At 61.9% G+C, this 20,926-nt stretch carries 22 protein-coding genes; 21 read left to right on the forward strand and 1 reads right to left on the reverse strand.

Annotation, left to right across the window (positions count from 1 at the left end):
- Nucleotides 1–1,040: 1,040 nt before the first annotated feature.
- Entirely contained in the window at nt 1,041–1,268 is a 228-nt protein-coding gene (locus C2U37_RS14535; protein ID WP_080768707.1) for a helix-turn-helix domain-containing protein, read from the reverse strand.
- Between the two features lie 110 nt (nt 1,269–1,378).
- Here C2U37_RS14535 and C2U37_RS14540 point away from each other — a divergent pair, with 110 nt between their 5' ends.
- From C2U37_RS14540 to flhB, 21 genes are all read left to right on the forward strand, one after another.
- Nucleotides 1,379–1,618, forward strand: coding sequence for a hypothetical protein (locus tag C2U37_RS14540; RefSeq protein ID WP_042024897.1), 240 nt, complete (start codon nt 1,379–1,381; stop codon nt 1,616–1,618).
- Between the two features lie 785 nt (nt 1,619–2,403).
- On the forward strand, nt 2,404–3,495 hold the full coding sequence (locus tag C2U37_RS14545) for an HD domain-containing phosphohydrolase (RefSeq protein WP_104452528.1): 1,092 nt from the start codon (nt 2,404–2,406) through the stop codon (nt 3,493–3,495).
- A gap of 407 nt (nt 3,496–3,902) precedes the next feature.
- Entirely contained in the window at nt 3,903–4,271 is a 369-nt protein-coding gene (locus C2U37_RS14550) for an ArsR/SmtB family transcription factor (protein ID WP_104452529.1), read from the forward strand.
- A gap of 84 nt (nt 4,272–4,355) precedes the next feature.
- Entirely contained in the window at nt 4,356–5,420 is a 1,065-nt protein-coding gene (gene arsB, locus C2U37_RS14555; protein WP_010673911.1) for an ACR3 family arsenite efflux transporter, read from the forward strand.
- A gap of 51 nt (nt 5,421–5,471) precedes the next feature.
- Nucleotides 5,472–5,897, forward strand: a complete 426-nt coding sequence (gene arsC, locus C2U37_RS14560) for a glutaredoxin-dependent arsenate reductase (protein ID WP_102948474.1) — start codon at nt 5,472–5,474, stop codon at nt 5,895–5,897.
- Between the two features lie 103 nt (nt 5,898–6,000).
- Nucleotides 6,001–6,777, forward strand: a complete 777-nt coding sequence (gene befA, locus C2U37_RS14565) for a beta cell expansion factor BefA (RefSeq protein ID WP_052815838.1) — start codon at nt 6,001–6,003, stop codon at nt 6,775–6,777.
- Nucleotides 6,778–7,155: 378 nt separating this feature from the next.
- Nucleotides 7,156–7,473 (forward strand): flagellar hook-basal body complex protein FliE, encoded by a 318-nt coding sequence (fliE, locus tag C2U37_RS14570; RefSeq protein WP_029314161.1) that lies wholly within the window; start codon nt 7,156–7,158, stop codon nt 7,471–7,473.
- A 55-nt stretch (nt 7,474–7,528) separates the two neighbouring features.
- Nucleotides 7,529–9,229, forward strand: coding sequence for a flagellar basal-body MS-ring/collar protein FliF (fliF, locus tag C2U37_RS14575; RefSeq protein WP_041212623.1), 1,701 nt, complete (start codon nt 7,529–7,531; stop codon nt 9,227–9,229).
- On the forward strand, nt 9,222–10,283 hold the full coding sequence (gene fliG, locus C2U37_RS14580) for a flagellar motor switch protein FliG (protein ID WP_010673917.1): 1,062 nt from the start codon (nt 9,222–9,224) through the stop codon (nt 10,281–10,283). Before fliF ends, fliG begins: the two co-directional genes overlap by 8 nt.
- Nucleotides 10,284–10,353: 70 nt before the next feature.
- Nucleotides 10,354–11,157 carry a flagellar assembly protein FliH gene (fliH, locus tag C2U37_RS14585; protein ID WP_104452530.1) on the forward strand — a complete coding sequence of 268 codons (804 nt, stop codon included), beginning with the start codon at nt 10,354–10,356 and terminating at the stop codon, nt 11,155–11,157.
- Between the two features lie 74 nt (nt 11,158–11,231).
- The gene (gene fliI, locus C2U37_RS14590) at nt 11,232–12,563 is read left to right on the forward strand and encodes a flagellar protein export ATPase FliI (RefSeq protein ID WP_043154477.1); all 1,332 of its coding nucleotides are present in this window, start codon (nt 11,232–11,234) and stop codon (nt 12,561–12,563) included.
- A 16-nt stretch (nt 12,564–12,579) separates the two neighbouring features.
- Nucleotides 12,580–13,020 carry a flagellar export protein FliJ gene (fliJ, locus tag C2U37_RS14595; protein WP_039039911.1) on the forward strand — a complete coding sequence of 147 codons (441 nt, stop codon included), beginning with the start codon at nt 12,580–12,582 and terminating at the stop codon, nt 13,018–13,020.
- 87 nt (nt 13,021–13,107) lie between these two features.
- A complete protein-coding gene (locus C2U37_RS14600; RefSeq protein WP_104452531.1) occupies nt 13,108–14,991 on the forward strand; it encodes a flagellar hook-length control protein FliK in 1,884 nt (627 codons plus the stop codon).
- Between the two features lie 57 nt (nt 14,992–15,048).
- Entirely contained in the window at nt 15,049–15,555 is a 507-nt protein-coding gene (fliL, locus tag C2U37_RS14605) for a flagellar basal body-associated protein FliL (protein WP_010673922.1), read from the forward strand.
- A 10-nt stretch (nt 15,556–15,565) separates the two neighbouring features.
- Nucleotides 15,566–16,639 (forward strand): flagellar motor switch protein FliM, encoded by a 1,074-nt coding sequence (gene fliM / locus C2U37_RS14610; protein WP_041212627.1) that lies wholly within the window; start codon nt 15,566–15,568, stop codon nt 16,637–16,639.
- A gap of 41 nt (nt 16,640–16,680) precedes the next feature.
- Nucleotides 16,681–17,076, forward strand: a complete 396-nt coding sequence (fliN, locus tag C2U37_RS14615) for a flagellar motor switch protein FliN (RefSeq protein WP_010673924.1) — start codon at nt 16,681–16,683, stop codon at nt 17,074–17,076.
- On the forward strand, nt 17,073–17,456 hold the full coding sequence (gene fliO, locus C2U37_RS14620; protein WP_010673925.1) for a flagellar biosynthetic protein FliO: 384 nt from the start codon (nt 17,073–17,075) through the stop codon (nt 17,454–17,456). The genes fliN and fliO overlap by 4 nt, the downstream gene beginning before the upstream one ends.
- Nucleotides 17,443–18,201, forward strand: coding sequence for a flagellar type III secretion system pore protein FliP (fliP, locus tag C2U37_RS14625; RefSeq protein WP_041212628.1), 759 nt, complete (start codon nt 17,443–17,445; stop codon nt 18,199–18,201). Before fliO ends, fliP begins: the two co-directional genes overlap by 14 nt.
- Nucleotides 18,202–18,327: 126 nt before the next feature.
- Nucleotides 18,328–18,597 carry a flagellar biosynthesis protein FliQ gene (gene fliQ, locus C2U37_RS14630; protein WP_010673927.1) on the forward strand — a complete coding sequence of 90 codons (270 nt, stop codon included), beginning with the start codon at nt 18,328–18,330 and terminating at the stop codon, nt 18,595–18,597.
- Between the two features lie 91 nt (nt 18,598–18,688).
- Nucleotides 18,689–19,486 (forward strand): flagellar biosynthetic protein FliR, encoded by a 798-nt coding sequence (gene fliR / locus C2U37_RS14635; protein ID WP_010673928.1) that lies wholly within the window; start codon nt 18,689–18,691, stop codon nt 19,484–19,486.
- Between the two features lie 74 nt (nt 19,487–19,560).
- Complete coding sequence (flhB, locus tag C2U37_RS14640) at nt 19,561–20,691, forward strand: flagellar biosynthesis protein FlhB (RefSeq protein ID WP_041212629.1); 1,131 nt, start codon at nt 19,561–19,563, stop codon at nt 20,689–20,691.
- Nucleotides 20,692–20,926: the final 235 nt, after the last annotated feature.

A 20,926-nucleotide genomic window follows, 5' to 3' on the forward strand; every position in this document is an offset into this window, starting at 1 on the left:
CATAAATTGTTGTAATTATGGTGTGGGAGATGTAGTTGGAAGGACATTTTGTTGTAAAAGTAAAAGAATAATAAAAACATATGGTTAGATAAACAAATGTCAACAAATCATATGATTATAAGTTGTTGATTTGCATGTTGCTTTCTATTTTTACAACAAAATCTCTTGGATTATAGAGAATCACAATACCTGCTTGCTCGAACCCTCTTTATATCAAGCAAAAAGTGGGCTGTCTGCCCGCGTTGTAAATGGTAAAACGAAGATGACTGCACAATGTCTCTACCTATGATTGTATCTGACATGAAAATATGTGACCTAGGATGCAAGAGTGCTCCAACGCCGTTTCGCTCTGCGTTGCAGTCCTATCTATTTCAGCCGGTAGGATCGTTCCCCATAGTTATTCGTCGCTGTACTGGTGGCAGAGTAGAAATGAGAGCTACGGGGTTGTGTATATGATTAAAACGAAATGTTAGCCAGCCCAGCTTGGCTGCACACTCAGAACTGGCTAACTATGAGCCAGAATACATTTTTTGGTGATATGGATAGGGCTTGAGATGGCAGATTGGATGATGCTGTACGATGCGGTGTAGCGATTCATACCGGTCGAGCTAAATTAATTTCAGCGCTCGATACGCTGTGTAATGCCTGTGCAGTCGAGTCTGAGTACACCAACCTCAGTATCATCGATATTTTCAGAATGCCCCCAAGCTCAGGGTTATTGTTTTCAATGGTTTTGTTGTGGTCAACAATGAGGGGATTGAGAAACCTGCCGGTTTCTAGTTGGCCGTCTGGACGATGCTTCTGATGACAACGAATGTGGTTTCGCCTGGCACTGGCTGAAACTGTACCAGACCAGACCAGACCAGACCAGACCAGACCAGACCAGACCAGACCAGACCAGACCAGACCAGACCAGACCAGACCAGACCAGACCAGACCAGACCAGACCAGACTTGGGTGGTTTGTATGCAGTTATAAGGTTAGGTGTTTGGCATGTTCGAGTTTATTGGCAGGCCATTTGGTTAGAGCAACAGCTATGGTTATGGCAGCAATGATGCAGGCGAGACCCCTAGGGCCTTGGCGATCTGATAAACTTTTTCCAGGGTTACCCTAGTTTCCCCACGTTCGATTTTTCCCATATGACCACGGTCTATACCAGCAATTAGTGCTAGTTTTTCCTGTTGCATACCTCGTGCAGACCGCAGCTCTCGTACATTTTTACCGAATGCAGTTGCGAGCATCGCCAGCTCAAACTCGTCAGAATCCATTTTATCTCCTCACTAGAGGATCTATGGTCTACGTTATACGGCGTGCTGTACACGGCTGTGAGTACACGCATATAATGACACTGCATATAAGCATCATTTCGAGGTGGAAAATGTCCAATCAGCAGATCGTTCTGAGCCAGAATCAAAAAAGTGGCACAGTGACACTAACCTTTCAAGATGCGGATTTCCTAGCCGCAGTAGGAGATTCTTTGAGAGTGGAGTCATTCGTACATGTCACTATCAATCAATCCGTATATGATGAATTTGTTAAGAGCATTATGGTTTCGTTTGTTGCCGAATTTATGGATTTTAAGCAGCAATGGCCGATACCTCAGGAGCTAAGAAAGTGAACAAGTCTCTGACATGATGGAGGGCATTCGGGTCTTTCTCGCGGTTTGCTGTATTGGTGGACTTATTTGTCGCTCATCCTCGTAAAGTAATGCCAACGTAGCCTCAGCTTCTTTGGATTATAACCGGCGCCAATTAGCATTTTTATCGCCTTATGAGTCTCCATAGAGACGGACGTCATTAAGCACCTCTTTAATATCGGTAAACCCAACATAACATCCTAGCCTAGGCGTTCAGTCAGGATCCCATGCTCGATGCGGCTGAGGAGGTCGAGCACAGCCTGAGCGAGTTCGGGCGTATCCTGATGGTTGAACGGACGAACACCTCCTAGGTAACGGGATATATGATCCTGTGTTGAGCAACATGTCAGTACTACAGCTTGCAACTCCGGCACCGGTACAGTGATGGGAGCCCGCCAGCACAAGCCTTACTGACAGTATTAGCCATGGATTGGTCTTGTTGCTTTGGGTCAACCCAAGGAGACGAATCCTACTTTGGGGGCCTGTTTTGTGTTGGACATCGCTCAATCACTCTTAGGTGGCTCTTCTTCAAGGGCGCGGATTTTACCGGAATGGCTAACCAAAAACTATACAGCCGACACGTCGGAAGCGAACAATCTCTTTGTCCGGGGACGCGGGGTGGGGCGGGCGTGACATGACCACGGGCAGGGAGGGGGCCGTCGCCGGTGCGGGCGGGATCACGATCCCTGTGCGCCGTCACCATTTGGCAGGAGGGGCAAAACGGGTGTCACTATACTCCCAACAGGCCTATCAGAAGGATGTGCGGGATGGAGAGTTCATTTGGTGAGAAAGTGCAGAACGTGCACGCCACCCTCAGGCAGCGGTTTGACAAGTTGAGCCGGGTGGCGATCGCCATCTACGACCCGCAGACGGACCAGCTCAAGACCTTTGCCCACAGCACGGACGGGGGCTCGCCGCTGTTGCAGTACGAGGTCAGGCTGAGCGAGGTGCCTTCCCTGCGCTACCTGGCCGAGCACCAGCAGCCCAGGGTGCTCGATACCCTGGATTCCCTGCTGGGCTCCCCCTCCGAGCACAGCCGCAAAGTGCTGGCGGCCGGTTACGCGTCGAGCTATACCGAGCCGCTGCTGCTCAACAGTCGCTTGTTCGGCTTTCTGTTTTGCGATGCCAAAGAGCCCGGTTACTTCGATGGCGCCATTTGCGGTGAGCTGGCGGCCTATGACCAGATCCTGGCGGCCATCATCGCGGTGGAGTTCTTCTCCATCCAGACCCTGAACGGGGCCCTGACCACGGTGCGGGAGTTCAGCCGCTACCGGGACGAGGAGACCGCCAATCACCTGCACCGCATGTCGGCCTATTCGCGGCTCATCGCCCGGGAGGTGGCGGCCCATTACCCCTTGAGTGACGAGGAGGTGGAGTTCATTCACCTCTTCTCCGAGCTGCACGATATCGGCAAGATTGCGGTGCCCGACGCCATCCTGCTCAAGCCGGGCAAGCTCACGGCCGAGGAGTACGGGGTGATGAAGACCCACCCCTTCAAGGGGCGGGAGATGATCGCCCTGATGATCCGCGAGTTCGGCCTGGACGGCATCCATCACACCGACATGCTGAAGAACATCATCGCCTACCACCACGAGCGTTTCGACGGTCAGGGCTACCCGGAAGGACTGGCGGGGGAGGCGATCCCCCTGGAAGCCCGCATCGTCGCGGTGGCGGATGTGTTTGACGCCCTCACCAGCGAGCGCCCCTACAAGCAGGCCTGGCCCCTCGAAACGGCTTTTGAATACCTCAAGACCCATGCCGGCAGCCAGTTCGACCCTGTCTGCGTCGCGGCGGCGCTGCAAAGCCGGGAGGCGTTTTGTGCCATCCATCGGCAATATCGGGATCCCGTGATCACCTGATTGCGCCCCCCTCTCTCCTCCCCGGCTTCTCCCGGATTCCCCAGGCCCCGTCATCTGATGGCGGGGCCTGGGGCCATTTCTCGTTTCATCGCCTTTTGGTGCATCCGGCGCCGGGGTTGTTCTGCTGCATTGCGGCTTTGCGGCTTTGCGGCTTTGCGGCGGGGCAGGGCGCCGCGGTGGGCGGGGCGGCCAACGGGAGGATTGTCCAGGGTACGGTCATAAGAGTGCCTTATAAAGAGAGGCCAGATATTAGCCGTATGACTGGCATGAGGCCGCTGGCGGGCACGATATGGCCGGGGCGGCGCCTCTGGCGGCACGTCCCGTCGCGATGTCGGCTCGGTGGTGACACTTTGATCATTTCAATAATTCTTGTATAGTTGAAATGAAGCATCCAAGGGGGGAGACCCATGAACAAAGAGATGGCCACCAAGGTCTTTGAATCGCTGGCTTCCGGCATCCGGCTCGAGGTGTGGCGGCTGCTGGTCAAGGCCGGGCTGGAGGGGCGGGTCGCGGGGGAGCTGGCTGGCGAGCTCGACATCGCCCCCAATACCCTCTCGTTTCACCTCAAGGGGATGCTCAACGCCGGGTTGCTGTCGGTGGAGCAGGAGGGGCGCTTTCTGCGCTATCGCGCCAACATCCCCCTGATGCTGGGGGTGATCGCCTACCTCACCGAGGAGTGCTGCGCCGGTCATCCCGAGGCGTGCGGCCTGCTGCCCGCCGGGCCCGGCAGCGCTTCCCGCGCCGAGGGGCCGTCGCCCTGCTGCGGCGAGTCGTAACGGGCCAGGGCTGTCGATGCCCATGTGCCGTGTCATTCATCTATTCAACCTGGGGTGCGAGCGTGGATCGCACCGGGAGTCATCATGTCTGCAAGCTGTGAGGCCAAGGCAGCCCCTGCCATCGGCTTTTTTGAACGTTATCTGACCGCCTGGGTCGCCCTCTGCATCCTGGTGGGCATTGGTCTGGGGCAGGGGTTGCCGAGTCTCTTCAAGGCCATCGGCGCCATGGAGGTGGCCAGGGTCAACCTGCCGGTGGGGCTGCTTATCTGGGTGATGATCATCCCCATGCTGCTCAAGATAGATTTTGGCGCCCTGCATCAGGTGAGGGGGCACCTCAAGGGGATTGGGGTCACCCTCTTCATCAACTGGCTGGTCAAGCCCTTCTCCATGGCCTTCCTCGGCTGGCTCTTCATCCGCGTGCTGTTTGCCGACTGGCTGCCGGCGGATCAGCTGGACAGCTACGTGGCGGGCCTCATCCTGCTGGCAGCGGCCCCCTGCACCGCCATGGTGTTTGTCTGGAGTCGCCTCACCAACGGCGATCCCTACTTCACCCTGTCGCAGGTGGCGGTGAACGACCTCATCATGGTGTTTGCTTTTGCTCCGCTGGTGGCGCTGCTGCTCGGGGTCTCCAGCATAGTCGTGCCCTGGGATACCCTGCTCACCTCGGTGGTGCTCTACATCGTCATCCCCGTCATCCTCGCCCAGCTGCTGCGCAAGGCCTTGCTGAGAAAGGGGCAGGCCCATTTTGACGGCGTCATGACCCGCATCCAGCCCTGGTCGGTGGCGGCCCTGCTGCTCACCCTGGTGCTGCTGTTCGCCTTCCAAGGCAACGCCATCATCGAGCAGCCGCTGGTCATCGCCCTCCTGGCGGTGCCCATCCTGATCCAGGTGCTGTTCAACTCCGGGCTCGCCTACTGGCTCAACCGCAAGGTGGGGGAGAAGCACTCGGTGGCCTGCCCTTCCGCCCTGATCGGGGCCTCCAACTTCTTCGAGCTGGCGGTGGCCGCCGCCATCAGCCTGTTCGGCTTTCATTCGGGCGCGGCGCTCGCCACCGTGGTCGGGGTGCTCATCGAGGTGCCGGTCATGCTGCTGGTGGTGCGCGTGGTCAACGCCAGCAAACCCTGGTACGAGGCGGGACTAAGGCGCTAACGGATGGCCACTAACCCATTTCTATTCACTTGAGTCATGAGAGACAGGCAAATGAGTGCAATCACCCTCTATCACAATCCAGAGTGCGGCACCTCCCGCAACACCCTCGCGCTGATTCGCAACAGCGGTGTGGAGCCCACCATCATTCACTATCTGGAGACACCACCCTCCCGCGACGAGCTGGTGGCCCTGATCGCCGCCATGGGCATGCCGGTGCGCGATCTGCTGCGAAAGAACGTGCCCCCCTACGAGGCACTGGGGCTGGCAGAAGATCGCTTCAGCGATGACGAACTGATCGACGCCATGCTGACCCACCCCATCCTCATCAACCGGCCCATCGTGGTCACCCCCCTCGGCACCCGGCTGTGCCGCCCGTCGGAGGTGGTGCTCGATATCCTGCCTGACCCGCAGCAAGGGGCGTTTGCCAAGGAGGATGGCGAGCAGGTGGTGGACGGTCAGGGTAAACGGCTTCGTTGAGCCCCTGCGCGTCAGCGTCTGACCCGCGCCGGGGGGATGCCCTTAACGGGCAGGCGCCAGATCTGCTACTGTGACCTTCGACTCATCACAGAGGGTGGAAACAATGAAGATTCGATTCCTGGTGATAGCCACGGCACTGGCGCTGGCCTCAACCCCCGGTCTGGCCGACTGGGCAAAGCTGAAGGAGGCCGCCTCCGACCTCGGTACCGCGGTGAGCGATACCAGCAAGGAGGCGTGGAAGGGGATCACCGATTTTTCCAAGGAGACCTGGGAGTCGGTGTCCAGCTGGGGGGCCGAGGCCTACAACAAGGCGGGGGCCTGGACGGCAGAGAGCGCGGCCACCGGCAAGGAGTGGCTGACCGCCGCCGACAAGAAGCTCGACACCATGCTCGAGCCCAAGACCCCGGAGGAGGCGAGAACCGCCCTCGATACCATGGCCGATACCGCCCTGGTGCGGCTGTTCAACGAACAGCCCTCGGCCAAGTTGCTGTTTGACAAGGCTTATGGCTATGCGGTGTTCGACTCGCGCAAGTTCTCCCTGATGATCCACACCAATCAGGGGGCCGGGGTGGCCGTCAATCGCACCAGTGGCAAGCACACCTACATGAAGATGTTCGGTGCCGGTCTTGCGGCCGGGATCGGCGGCAAGTTCTACCAGCAGGTGATCCTGTTCGAGGACAAGGCGAGGTTCGATGCCTTCGTCAGCAAGGGGTGGGAAGCCACCTCCGAGGTGGGCGCCGTGGCGGGCAAGGAGAGCGCCGAGCTCACCGCCAAATACAATGGCGGCATGGCTATCTACCAGATTGGCGAGAAGGGACTGTTGCTTGACGCCAACATCTCGGGATCCAAGTACTGGCTGGATGATGACCTGAACAAGTGATCCCTGCCAATCTGACCCGGCATTTCATGGATGGCTAGAGATGCACCCTGTTTACTTGTCGGGATTTGCAGTAAAAAGAGGGCCCAAGGCCCTCTTTTTCATAGGCGCCGCACAGAGTCCGGCGACCAGGAGAGCAAGATGACCCATGAGGCCGAGCAGGATCGGATGGCTGCCCAGCGCCGGGAGTGGGACAAGCAGAGCATCTACCTGCGGCTGCTGCTGGGCGATCCCCCCGGCTCTCCGGCCTGATCCCCGGATGGCCGGTGCCCGTCGACCTGATCGCGCCCCGCTTTTATCCCTGATCTCGAGATCTCGCTCTGGTTGGCACCTTTATTGCTTCAAGCTAGTCAGTGTCAATGATTTGTCTGGGAAGGGAAGATGGAAATTAGCGCAAGCAGCCTGATGCAAGAGATGCAGGCCCTCAAGGTGGAAGCCGGTGCCACGCCGTTGACCCAGCCCGGTCGTCCGGTCAGCTCGGATTTCGGCCAGATGCTGCAACAGGCCCTGGACAACGTCAACGAGTTGCAGGGCACCGCCAACGATCTGCGTACCCGCTTCGATCTCGGCGACAAGTCGGTGGATCTCTCCCAGGTGATGATCGCCGGCCAGAAATCCTCCATCGCCTTCGAGGCGACGGTGCAGGTGCGCAACAAGATGGTCGATGCCTACAAGACCATCATGAACATGCCGGTGTAACTCGGGCCCATGGCGACCGAGCATCATGAAGATGTCAGCAACAAGGACATAAACCGTGGCAACTGATCAAAACGGCGATCTGCTGATCAACAACGAGGGGGCGGCCGCCCTCGACGAGCACGAGCAGAAGAGCTCGGCGCTGGGCTTCCTGTCCAACACCGATGTGTTGCGCCAGATCACCCTGATCCTGGGGCTGACCATCTGTCTGGCCATCGCTGTCTTCATCCTCTTGTGGGGCAAGGAGCCGGAGATGCGTCCCCTCGGCACCTTCACCACCCAGGAGCTGGTCTCCACCCTGGATTACCTGGATCAGCAGAAGATCCCCTATCAGGTGGATGGCAAGAGCGTGCTGGTCAGTGCCGAAAACTATGCGGACATCCGGTTGCGCCTGACCCGCGCCGGTCTGGCCAACAACAGCGACGCCAGCAACGACGGCGAAGCCATCCTGCTCAAGGACTCCAGCTTCGGCGTCAGCCAGCGCATGGAGAGCGAGCGCCTGAAACTGAGCCGCGAGCGCCAGCTGGCGAGCGCCATCGAGCAGTTCCAGAACGTCGCCAAGGCCCAGGTGCTGCTGGCCATCCCGAAAGACAACGTGTTCGCCCGCAACGAACGCAAGCCCAGCGCCACCGTGGTCCTGAGCCTCAAGGGCAACGCCCTGGGCCAGGGTGAGGTGGACTCCATCGTCGACATGGTCGCCTCCGCCGTTCACGGTCTGGAGCCGACCCGCGTCACCGTGACCGACCAGAACGGTCGCCTGCTCAACTCCGGCTCCCAGGATCCCCTCTCTGCCCAGACCCGCAAGGAGTTTGCGATGCAGCAGAAGCAGGAGCTCGAATACAAACAAAAAATTGACGCCATCCTGATCCCGGTGCTGGGGGCCGACAACTATACGGCGGAGGTGGATCTCTCCCTCGACTTCTCCCAGCAGGAGCAGACCCGCAAGACCTACAACCCGGACCTGCCGGCGGTGCGCTCCGAAATGACCATGGAAGAGAACAGCGCCAGCGGCAGCAACGGCGGGGTGCCCGGCGCCCTCTCCAACCAGCCGCCCGCCGCGTCCAACATTCCCGAGCAGGCAGCCGGCGGGGAAGGAACCGCCTCTTCCGGCCGTTCCCGCAAGGAAGCGACCCGCAACTTCGAACTGGACACCACCGTCAGCCACATCCGGCGACAGCAGGGCGGCATTCGCCGCATGACGGTGTCGGTGGCGGTGGATTACAAGGCCATCCCCGGCGCCGACGGTGCCGTGACCCGGGAAGCCCGCAGCCAGGCCGAACTCGATACCCTGCGCCGTCTGCTGAGCGGCGGTCTGGGTTTTGACGTGACCCGGGGGGATACCCTGGAGGTGGTCGCCATTCCGTTCAACCGCCCGGAACTCGAGACCGTTGCCGACATTCCTCTCTACGAGCAGCCCTGGTTCTGGCGCGCGGTGCGCATCGCCGCCTCCGTGCTGGTCATCATAGTGCTCATCGTCACCGTGGTGCGGCCCATGCTCAAGCGCCTGCTCTACCCGGACGCCAAGCCGGAAGGGGAGCTGGACTTCGACAACCACACCGTGCTGGGTGGCGACGACGAACTGAGCCTGCTGGCCGCCCAGGCCGAGGCCGAACCGGTATTCGGTCTGCGGGATGGTCAGCTCAAGCTGCCTGACCTGCACCGTGACGAGGATCTGCTCAAGGCCGTGCGCGCCCTGGTAGCGAACGAACCTGACCTGGCCGCCCAGGTCATCAAAGAATGGGTAACCAAAGATGCCTGAAGAGAATAAAAGCCAGGTCACCGGCAACGACATCACCGAAAGCCAGCGTCTGATCCTGGATCAGATGGGGGGCATGGAGATGGCGGCGGTGCTGATGCTGAGCCTCAACGAGGAGGATGCGGCCCAGATCTTCCGCCACCTCGAGCCCAAGCAGGTGCAGCGGCTCGGCATGTCCATGGCCTCCATGTCGGATTTCAGCCACGATCGGGTGGCGGCGGTGCATCGTCAATTTATCGACGACATCCAGAAGTACACCAACATCGGCATCGGCAGTGAAGACTTCGTGCGCAAGGCCCTGGTGGCGGCGCTCGGGGAGGACAAGGCCAGCAACCTGGTGGATCAGATCATCCTGGGGTCAGGCGCCCGCGGCCTCGACTCCCTCAAGTGGATGGATGCCCGCCAGGTGGCCAGCATCATCCAGAACGAGCACCCGCAGATCCAGACCATCGTCCTCTCCTATCTGGAGCCGGAGCAGTCCGCCGAGATCCTGAGCCAGTTCCCGGAGCAGGTGCGCCTGGATCTGGTGATGCGCATCGCCAACCTCGAAGAGGTGCAACCGGCGGCGCTGCAGGAGCTCAACGACATCATGGAGAAACAGTTCGCCGGTGCGGCCGGTGCCCAGGCGGCCAAGATGGGCGGCCTGAAGGCGGCGGCCAACATCATGAACTACCTGGACACCAACATCGAAGGGCAGCTGATGGACTCCATCCGCGAGTCGGACGAGGAGATGAGCCAGCAGATCCAGGATCTGATGTTCGTGTTCGAAAACCTCATCGACGTGGACGATCGGGGCATCCAGACCCTGTTGCGTGAAGTGCCCGGGGATCTGCTGCAACGGGCCCTCAAGGGGTCGGACGACCAGATGCGGGAAAAAGTCTTCAAGAACATGTCCAAGCGGGCCGCCGAGATGCTGGCGGACGACCTCGAGGCCATGGGGCCGATCCGGGTCTCCGAGGTGGAAGCCGCCCAGAAGGAGATCCTCTCCACCGCACGCCGCCTGGCGGATGCGGGCGAGATCATGCTGGGGGCGGGTGGTGGCGAAGAGTTCCTCTAAGCCATGGGCCATGGAATGTGCGATGATGTCGGCCCCTGTACCCGGCCCTCGATAGGAGTCTCTTCGGCACATGAATGACAAGAACAGCAAACTGCGCGGCTATCTGAGGCCCGAGTCCGACACGGCGCAGATTGAGACCTGGGGCTGGCCAGAGATGGAGACCGAAGCCGAGGTCGAGACCAATGCCCTGGGGCTGGCTCCTGACTGGTATCGTCAGGAGCAGGCCGATGCGGCCCTGCCGGAAGAACAACCCGAAGAACCCGCCCCCAGCATCACCGCCGAAGAGGTGGAGGCGATTCGTCAGGCCGCCTGGGAAGAGGGGATGCGCGATGGGCGCGAGGCCGGTTTTGCCAAGGGGCTGGAAGAGGGCAAGCTCGAAGGCTTGCAGCAGGGCCACCAGGCCGGGCTGGAGCAGGGCAGGGAAGAGGGACTCGCCATGGGGCGGGAGCAGGTGGAGCTGGAGATAGCCCGCTGGCAAGCCCTGGTCTCACGCCTGGCCACTCCCCTTGGCGAGATGGACGAGGCGGTGGAGCAGCAGCTCATCGCCCTGGTGCAACAGCTCGCCCGCGCCCTCATCCGCCATGAGGCGCAAACCTCCCCCACGCTGCTGCTGGAGGCCCTCAAGCAGGGGTTGGCCCTGCTCCCTACCGCCGAGCAGGGGGTCACCCTGATGCTGCACCCGGAGGATGTGATCCGGGTAGAGGCCGCCTTTGGCGCCGAGGAGTGCGCGAGGCGCCACTGGCGGCTGCAAAGCGAGCCCACCTTCTCCCCCGGCGATCTGCAACTGGCCACCGAGCTTTCCAGCATCGATCTCACCCTCTCCGGGCGCATCGATCAGCTGCTGCGCAACTTCCTGCGTGACAACGCGAGCTGAGCCATGGCCCGGTTCGAACCCGTCGTGCAGCGCCCTGCTGACGGCATCATCAGGCACTCATCGTCGGAGGCGACATGACGGAACCCCTTCTTGATCGGCTTAAAGGCTACCGGGTTCGCGAGCAGGCCCCCATACCGCCGGTGGCGGGCAAGCTCACCCGGGTGGTGGGGTTGACCCTGGAAGCCATCGGCTGCCGCGCCGCCATCGGCTCCCTGTGCCGCATCGATACCCAGGATGGGGCCCTGGAGGCCGAGGTGGTGGGGTTTGCCGGGGATCGCCTGTTCTTGATGCCGAGCGAGCAGCTCAAGGGGGTCATTCCCGGCGCCCGGGTGGTGCCCGTCACCGAAGATCACGGCATCCCGGTGGGCATGAGTCTGCTTGGCCGGGTCATCGACGGCATCGGCCAGCCCCTGGACGGGCTCGGCCCCATCCTCTCGTCCCAGACGGTGCAGTTCGCCCAGCACCGCATCAATCCCCTGGCCCGTCGCCCCATCCATCAACCCATGGACGTGGGGGTACGGGCCATCAATGCCGTGCTTACCGTGGGCCGGGGTCAGCGCATGGGTCTGTTCGCCGGCTCCGGTGTCGGTAAATCCGTGCTGCTTGGCATGATGACCCGGGGCTCGGTGGCGGATGTCGTCGTGGTGGGCCTCATCGGCGAGCGGGGCCGGGAGGTGAAGGAGTTCATCGAGGAGATCCTCGGCGCCGAGGGGCGCGAGCGCGCCGTGGTGGTGGCCGCCCCTGCCGATGCCTCGCCGCTGATGCGCCTCAAGGGGTGCGAGACGGCGCTCGCCATCGCCGAGTATTTCCGCGAGCAGGGGCTCAACGTGCTGCTGCTGATGGACTCCCTCACCCGCTACGCCCAGGCACAGCGGGAAATTGCACTGGCGGTGGGGGAGCCGCCGGCCACCAAGGGTTATCCCCCCTCGGTGTTTGCCAAATTGCCGGCGCTGGTGGAGCGGGCCGGCAACGGCAGCGACGGCCAGGGCTCCATCACCGCCTTTTTCACCGTGCTGACGGAGGGGGACGATCTGCAGGATCCCATCGCCGACGCGGCCCGGGCCATCCTCGATGGCCACATCGTGCTGGCGCGGGAGCTGGCGGATGCGGGCCACTATCCGGCCATCGACATCGAAAAATCCATCAGCCGGGTCATGCCCATGGTGACCTCACCGGAGCACATGGAGCTGGCGCGCACCTTCAAGCAGTTCTACTCCCTCTACCAGCAGAACCGGGACCTCATCACCATCGGCGCCTACAGTCAGGGATCGGATCCGCGCATCGACCGGGCCATCATCCAGAAACCCTATCTGGATCAGTTCTTGCAGCAGAAAATGCGCGAGGTCATTCACTACGATGAAGGCCTGCAATCCCTGCAACTGGTGGCCATGCCCCTGATGCGTTGACCGGTGGAGAGCCCTTATGAGTAAAGGATTGACGTTGCTGGCGAGTCGGCTGGAGGAGGCCGAACAGCAGGCCGCCATGGCGCTGGCCAAGGCCCAGCAGGATCTCAAGCTGTTCATGGATCAGCAAAACGCCCTCAACCAGTACCGCCAGATCTACCACCAGCAGTGGACGGAGCGCGGTCTGCAGGGGATCAGCCCCCAGCAGAACAGCCAGTATCACGCCTTCATCAACAAGCTCGAAAACGCGGCGACCCAGCAGTACCAAGGGGTGTTGCAGGTGCGCGAGGCACTGGCCGAGTGCCGCACCCAGTGGCTCGAAGCCCAGCAGCGGCGCAAGGCGGTCGAGCTGCTGCTGGAGAAGAAGGCGGACAAGGTGCGCCAGAAGGCCCAGCGCCAGGAGCAGAAGATGCTGGATGACTACGCCATCCTGCGTCGTTATCACCAATCTGGCCTGTAATTTGCTTTCTTCCGGTCATGCGAGGCCGATGGGCCAAGCCATGACCGCACGTGCGGCCGTCACCGAATCGTCGTCAGGGATCCCAGCATGATACAGACCCCCTTGATTAGCACTCTCCCCCAGGCGCCTTCTGCCGATGGCAGCGCCACCCTGCTGGCTCCCACCATTGGGGGCGAAGGGGGCGTGCAGCCGTCAGGCGAGGGCAAGGCCGCCTTCTCGCAAGCCATGGCCATGGCCCAGCTGATGGGCAAGGCGCCAGCCAGTCAGGGCAACCCACCGCTCCAGGGCCCCGCCGAGGGCACCCGGGAGGGGCTTGCCCCGGCTGCCAAATCTTTGGCGTCTGACGAGCCCGCCACCGAGTCCGCGTCTTCCTCGAAGGGGGCGGACGACGAGGGCGAGCAGCCTCCCGACGACTTCCTGCAACAGTTGCAAGCCTCCCTGCGCCAGGATGTGAGCCTGGTGGTGCCCCCGACATCGCCCGCCATGGCCGGTGAGGCGGCGGTGCCTGTGGACGGCAACCCCTTGCCGCCTGGCGCCGCAGCGCCTGGGATGGCAGAGAGCGTGGAGGCGGCAGAGGGGAGCGTCTCCCTGCCGCAGATGACGCCAGAGCGTCAGCAGGAAGGGAACAAAACGAAAGCCATCCCCGGTGCGGCCCAAGGCGCCAGCGCCGTGCCGAGCGGTCAGGGTGCTCTGCCGCTGGGGGCCGAAGAGCCCGCCTTGGCCGATGACATTGCCGTGGCCGACCAGGGCGGAGCGACCCGCCAGCCCATGGCAGGCAAGGGAGCGGAGCCGGATGCCAAGGGGGTCGAGCCCCCTCTCTCGGGTCAGGAGCGTGCCGCCCTGCTCGCCAAAGTGGTGGCAGGAGAAAACGCCCAGGCTCCCACTGTCACCCGGGCTGACTCATCGCAAGAGGCACAGGTGGCCGATCCCCTGGCGTCGGCCGGACAGGGGGCAACCGCTTCCCGTGCCACCAGCGCCTATGGCGATGGCGTGATCCGGACGGTGGCGCAGGGGCCGGCCCCTGTGGCCACACCGGAGTCCGCCCCGCCAGCCACTGCGGCAGGGGCAGAGAAGGACGCCCCTGTCGCCGGTGAGGCCAGACAGGCTGAGGCCGCGAGCGGGCAGGGAGCCCGTGCAGGGGCCGAGCCTGCGGTGAATGCAGGGAGCAGCCAGCCCGTGACGACGGAGGACACGGCCCCCGTGCAGGTGGCGCCGCAGATCCTGGCTCGTCATGAATCCCAGGGGGCACAGGCCCCCCTGACGGCCCTCTCGGCGGGCCTGGACCAGATGGAGAGCGCCCCCGTGGTGGCCGCCGGCGCTGCCGTGTCGGTGAAGCCCGCGGTGGACAAGTCCCGGCTCGATGAGCTGGGCAAACAGCCGGGGATGGAGGTCAAGGGCAGTGAACCCGCCGAGGGGAGCCAGCCTTTGCATCAGGCACAGAGCCAGGTCGGCGAGAACAGACCGCTGGCAGAGGCGACCGTCAGACGGGAGCCCCAGAGCCTGCCCCACCTCAAGCTGGCGACCCCTGAGGCCCCCGAGCAGCTGCACCACAAGGTGAACCTGATGCTGGCGGACAAGCTGCAACAGGCGGAGATCCAGCTAGACCCCCTGGGGCTTGGCAAGATGAAGATCCAAATCCAGATGGATGCCTCCAGCCAGGCCAGCGTGCACTTCGTGGTGCAGCATGGCCAGACCCGTGAGATGCTGGAGCAGGCCATGCCGCGCCTGCGCGACATGCTGGCAGGGCAGGGGATCCAGCTCGGCCAGACCGTGGTGCAACAACAGGCGCAGCAGCAAGCCTTCCAGCAGCAGGGGCAGTCATCCTCCCAGGGTCAGTCCGGTTTCGGTGACCAGGGGCGACAGGGGGGAAATGGCGGCGGCAGCGATGGCAGAGAGGCCGAGGGGAGCGCTCGCAACCTCACGCTGCTGGTGGAATCGGCAAACGATGCCGGAATCGATTTCTATGCTTGATGCATTCTTAAGTAAGTTTATGATACCGAACAAGTTTGAGACTAGGGTGGACAAGGGATGGCAGACGATAACGAACTGACGCTGAAGGATCCGGCGGCAGGCAAGAAAAAGAAACTGATCATGATAGTCGCCCTGGCCGTCGTGCTCCTTGGCGGGGGCGGCGCCGGCGCCTGGTTCATGCTCGCCGGTGGGGATGAGCCCGCGGCCGAAAAGAGCGAGGCCAAGCCGGAGGCGAACACGCCCCAGCCCTCGCTCTATGTGGGCATGCCCCGTCCCTTCGTGTTCAACGTGGCGGGAGGCCAGCGGGATCGGCTGGTGCAGATCAAGATCCAGCTGATGGTGCGCGGCACCGCCGACGAAACCCTGGCCAAACAGAACATTCCCCTGATCGAAGGCACCTTGCTGCGGGTCTTCAGCTCGGCGACCGCCGAACAGCTGATGACCTTCGAGGGCAAGGAGAAGCTGCGTCAGGATTCGCTGGAAGAGTGCCGCCGGGTGCTGAACGACCTGGTCTCTTCTCCCGTAATCGAACAAGTGCTGTTTACCGGCTTTGTCATGCAATGAAAGGTGAAGCGTGAGCGATCTGTTAAGTCAGGACGAGATTGATGCCCTGCTGCACGGCGTCGACGATGTCGAGGAGGAGGAGCTGGGATCAGCCGGGGATCCCGGTATCGCCCAGTTCGACTTCTCCTCCCAGGACCGCATCGTCCGCGGCCGCATGCCGACCCTGGAGCTGGTGAACGAACGGTTTGCCCGCCACATGCGCATCAGCCTGTTCAACATGATGCGACGCACCGCCGAGGTCTCCATCAACGGCGTGCAGATGCTCAAGTTCGGCGAATATGTTCACACCCTGTTTGTGCCCACCAGCCTGAACATGGTGCGTTTCCGCCCCCTCAAGGGGACGGCGCTGATCACCATGGAGGCGCGGCTCGTCTTCATCCTGGTGGAGAACTTCTTTGGCGGTGATGGCCGCTACCACGCCAAGATCGAGGGGCGGGAATTCACCCCCACCGAGCGGCGCATCATCCAGATGCTGCTCAAGCTGGTGTTCGAGGACTACAAGGATGCCTGGGCGCCGGTGATGGACGTGGGCTTTGAATACCTCGACTCCGAAGTGAACCCGGCCATGGCGAACATCGTCAGTCCCACCGAGGTGATCGTGGTGAGCTCCTTCCACATCGAGCTGGACGGCGGCGGCGGCGACTTCCACGTGGCCATGCCCTACTCCATGCTGGAACCCATCCGCGAACTGCTGGATGCGGGGGTGCAGAGCGACAAGGGGGATACCGACGTGCGCTGGAGCAAGGCCCTGCGCGACGAGATCATGGACGTCAAGGTGGAGCTCAAGGCCAAGCTGCTGGAGACCGAGCTCTCCTTGCGTGAGCTGATGGAGCTCAGACCCGGGGACATCATCCCGGTGGAGATGCCGGAGAACCTGCTGGTCTTTGTGGAGGATCTGCCCACCTTCCACGCCAAGATGGGGCGCACCAAGGAGAACGTGGCGCTCAAGATCACCGACAAAATCAAGCGCCCTGACGGGGTCAAGACAGAGATGCATCTGGTGACCCGCGGGGGCGTGCGCATTGATGGCGAAGCCGAGCTGGAAGAGCTCGAGCGAAGCATCTCTGACAAACACCCTGATTGATCCTCCCCCCGGGGAGGTGTTGCAACACTGAGGAATTGAAGATGAGCGGAACCGATGACGAGCAGGATTTGATGGCTGACGCCTGGGCGGCCGCACTGGAGGAGCAGGTCACGGCCGAAGCCAAGCCTGCCCCCCTGGAGGAGTTGAAGGACGAAGCCCCCATCAGCGCCGAAGAGCGGCGCAAGCTGGACACCATTCTGGACATCCCGGTGACCATCGCCATGGAAGTGGGCCGCAGCCAGATCAGCATTCGCAACCTGCTGCAACTGAACCAGGGCTCGGTGGTGGAGCTGGATCGGGTGGCGGGTGAACCCCTGGACGTGCTGGTCAACGGCACCCTGATCGCCCACGGCGAGGTGGTGGTGGTGAACGACAAGTTCGGTATCCGCCTTACCGACGTCATCAGCCAAATCGAAAGGATCAAGAAGCTCAAATGATCCGTGTGCTCCCGTTGTGGCTGTTTTCCCTGCCTGCCCTGGCCAATCCGGGGGTAGGGGCCAATCCCCCCAGCCTCACCTCCTGGCTGCTCTCCAGCCTGATGGTGATCGGCCTCATCCTGGTGCTCGGCTTCCTGCTCAAGAAGAGCAAGCTTTCCCAGGTGATGGGAGGGGGCCAGATGAAGGTCATCGCCACCCTGCCCCTTGGCTACAAGGAGAAGCTGATGGTGGTCAAGGTGGGCGGCCAGCAACTGCTGGTCGGGGTGACGCCGCAGCAGGTCAACTTCCTCTATCGCCTGGAGGAGCCGCTGGACGAGAGCCAGCCTCAGGCGTTCTCCGAGCAACTGGGCAAACTGATGGGCAAGCATGAAAAACGTTAACTGGATCGGGTGGCTGGCACTGCTCTCTCTGGTGCTCTCGCCCCTGGCGATGGCCCAGGACGGCATGTCTGCACTCACCGTCAAGACCATGGCGGATGGCAGTCAGGAGTACAGCCTGACCCTGCAGGTGCTGGCGCTGATGACCGCGCTCTCCTTCCTGCCGGCCATGGTGATCATGATGACCTCCTTCACCCGGATCATCGTGGTGCTCGGCATCCTGCGCCAGGCCATCGGTCTGCAGCAGAGCCCCTCCAACCAGGTGCTGATCGGCATCGCCCTCTTCATGTCGTTTTTCATCATGTCGCCGGTGCTGGATCGCATCAACAACGAGGCGTTGCAGCCCTATCTGGCCGAGACCATCGGGGCCAAGGAGGCCCTGGAGAAGGCGGAGCTGCCCATTCACCAGTTCATGCTGGCCCAGACCCGGGTCAAGGATCTCAATACTTTCATGGAGATAGCGAACGTGCAGGTGGCCGAGCCTGCGGACGTGCCGCTACGGGTGCTGATCCCGGCCTTTGTCACCAGCGAGCTCAAGACCGCTTTCCAGATAGGCTTCATGTTGTTTCTGCCTTTCCTGGTCATCGATCTGGTGGTCGCCAGTATCCTGATGGCCATGGGGATGATGATGCTCTCCCCCATGCTGGTCTCCCTGCCGTTCAAGCTGATGCTGTTCGTCATGGTGGATGGCTGGAACCTCATTCTGGGTTCCCTGGCCACCAGCTTCGGGCTGGGCTCGGGTGGTTAGGGGAGGGCAGACCCTCCCCCCGGCTCTCCCCTTCACTCGGGGAGGAAGCGAAGAGGCCTCTCTTTCTTTCGAAGGAGGAGGCCAGGAGGATGCGGCCCTGGGCAAACCCATCAAAAGGAGCGAGCAATGAGTCCTGAAACCTTCGTCGACGTCTTTCGCGAGGCGCTTTGGCTGGTGACGATCATGGTGTGCGCCGTGATCCTGCCGAGCCTGATGGTGGGGTTGGTGGTCGCCATCTTCCAGGCCGCCACCTCCATCAACGAACAGACCTTGAGCTTCCTGCCCCGTCTGGTGGTCACCCTGCTGGCCTTGGGGGCGGGGGCTCACTGGGGATTGCAGAGTCTGATGGACTTCTTCCAGCTGATGGTGAGCCAGATCCCCGAGGTGGTGGGCTGATGCCAGCCAAGGGCCACCCTTTCGCTCTGGCCGAGGCAGACCGGGGCCTGCGTCCTCCCGTTGGCTTGCCCCTGCCGGGAGTGCCGCTGTCATGACCTACACCACGGCGCTCATCATGGAGTGGCTCTCCTCCATCCTCTGGCCCCTGGCCCGGGTGAGCAGTCTCCTGATGGTGATGGCGGTCTTCGGCAGCCGGCTCGCCCCCGCCCATATCCGTATCGGCCTGGCGCTGGCGATCACCCTCATCATCGCCCCCCTGCTGCCCCCGATGCCGAAGATCGAGCTCTTCTCTCTCGGCAGCTTCCTGGTGCTGGGGCAGCAACTGCTCATCGGCATCGCGCTCGGCCTCATGACCCAGTTCCTGCTGGAGACCTTCGTGATGGCGGGTCAGGTCATCGCCATGCAGACCAGCCTGGGCTTTGCCACCCTGGTGGATCCCATGAACGGCCAGTCGGCTCCCGTGGTGGGCCAGTTCTACCTGATGCTGGCGACCCTGGTGTTTCTCGCGGTGGACGGCCACCTGCTGATGCTGCGCATGGTGGTGCTGAGTTTCGAAACCCTGCCGGTATCTGACAGCGGGCTCACCCTGCCTGCCATCCGCAGCCTGGTGAGCTTTCTCGGGGTCATGTATCAGGCTTCTCTGGTGATGGCGCTTTCGGCCATCATCGCCCTGCTGCTGATCAACTTCGCGTTCGGGGTGATGACCCGTGCGGCCCCCCAGCTCAACATCTTCAGCATCGGCTTTGCGGTCAGCATGATGTCGGGCCTGTTCATCCTCTGGCTCACCATCGGTGGCTTCATGGGGCACTTCGACGCGCTCTGGGAGCGGGTGCAGGAGACCAGCTGCGAGCTCATCAACGTCCAGTGCTTCGGGGGCCAGCATGACTGAGGCCCTCCCGGTTGCGACCCTTTTGCCGCCAGTCTGGCGGGCTGCCAGCCGGCTGATGCCGGCAGGAGGCCAGCATGGCTGATACCGATCAGGAACGCACAGAACAACCCACGGGCAAACGACTGCAACAGGCCCGGGAAAAAGGGCAGATTGCACGCTCCAAGGAGCTGGGTACCGCCAGCGTCCTGCTGGCGACCGTGTTCGGCCTCCTGATGATCAAGGAGAGTCTGGCAGGGGCCATGATCAAGGTACTCACCATGGGCTTTACCCTGGACCGGGATCAGGCGTTCGACCCCAATGCCATGGGGGCCATGGTGCCTGCCCTGCTGGGGGAGCTGATCCAGCCTCTGGGGCTGCTGTTCATGCTGGTGATCATCGCCGCCTTCGTCGGCAACACCCTGCTCGGCGGGATGAACTTCTCCTCCGAGGCCATGTTGCCCAAGTGGAGCAAGCTGAGCCCCCTGAGCGGCATCAAAAGGATGTTCGGGGTGCAATCCCTGGTGGAACTTGTCAAATCCATCGCAAAAGTGGTGTTTATTAGTCTGTTCGCCTGGTGGATGCTGTCGAGCCAGTTCAACCATCTGCTGAATCTCTCTCTTGAGGGCTTTCCCGGCGGCATCGTCGATGCCCTGGACCTGCTGCTCTGGATGCTGATCATCCTCTGCTGCGCCCTGATCCCCATTGTCGCCATCGATGTGCCGTTCCAGAGCTGGAACCACAATCGCCAGCTGAAGATGACCAAGCAGGAGATCAAGGACGAGTTCAAGGACAGCGAAGGCAAGCCCGAGGTCAAGGGGCGAATACGCCAGTTGCAGATGCAGATGGCCATGCGCCGCATGATGGGGGATGTCCCCAAGGCCGATGTGATCATCACCAACCCGACCCACTACTCGGTGGCGCTCAAATACGATGCGGGCAAGCCGGGGGCGGCGCCCAAGGTACTGGCCAAGGGGGTCGACGAGGTGGCGATGAAGATCCGGGAGATCGGGCGCGAATACGACATCCCCGTCATGTCCTCCCCGCCGCTCACCCGGGCCCTTTACCACGCCACCGAGATTGGCCAGGAGATCCCGGAGGGGCTCTTCGCCGCCGTCGCCCAGGTGCTGGCCTATGTCTATCAGCTCAAGAAGTTCCGCCGTGGCCGCGGCCGGCGCCCGACCCCCATCGCCAAGGATCTGCCCATTCCACCCGAGTTTCGCAAATAACGCAGTGGTGGCAGCCTGATCCCGGGTGCTCTCCCTTGCGCCCCCGCGTTTCGCAAATAAAGCGGTGGGATGGCCCCACCATCCGATCTCTCCCTTGTGTCGCAAACAAGGCCGCAATCTCCCTGTCGAGGCGCGGCGCCTCGCCCCATGGCCTTTGGCCTGCTTGGTGAAGGCAGCTTCCCCCTGTCACCATTTCCCGTGACGCCAACGACGGACTTCTGACAGTGTTAAAATA

The organism is Aeromonas sp. ASNIH1, from assembly GCF_002934285.1.
In the GTDB taxonomy this organism is placed as follows: Bacteria; Pseudomonadota; Gammaproteobacteria; order Enterobacterales; family Aeromonadaceae; genus Aeromonas; species Aeromonas caviae.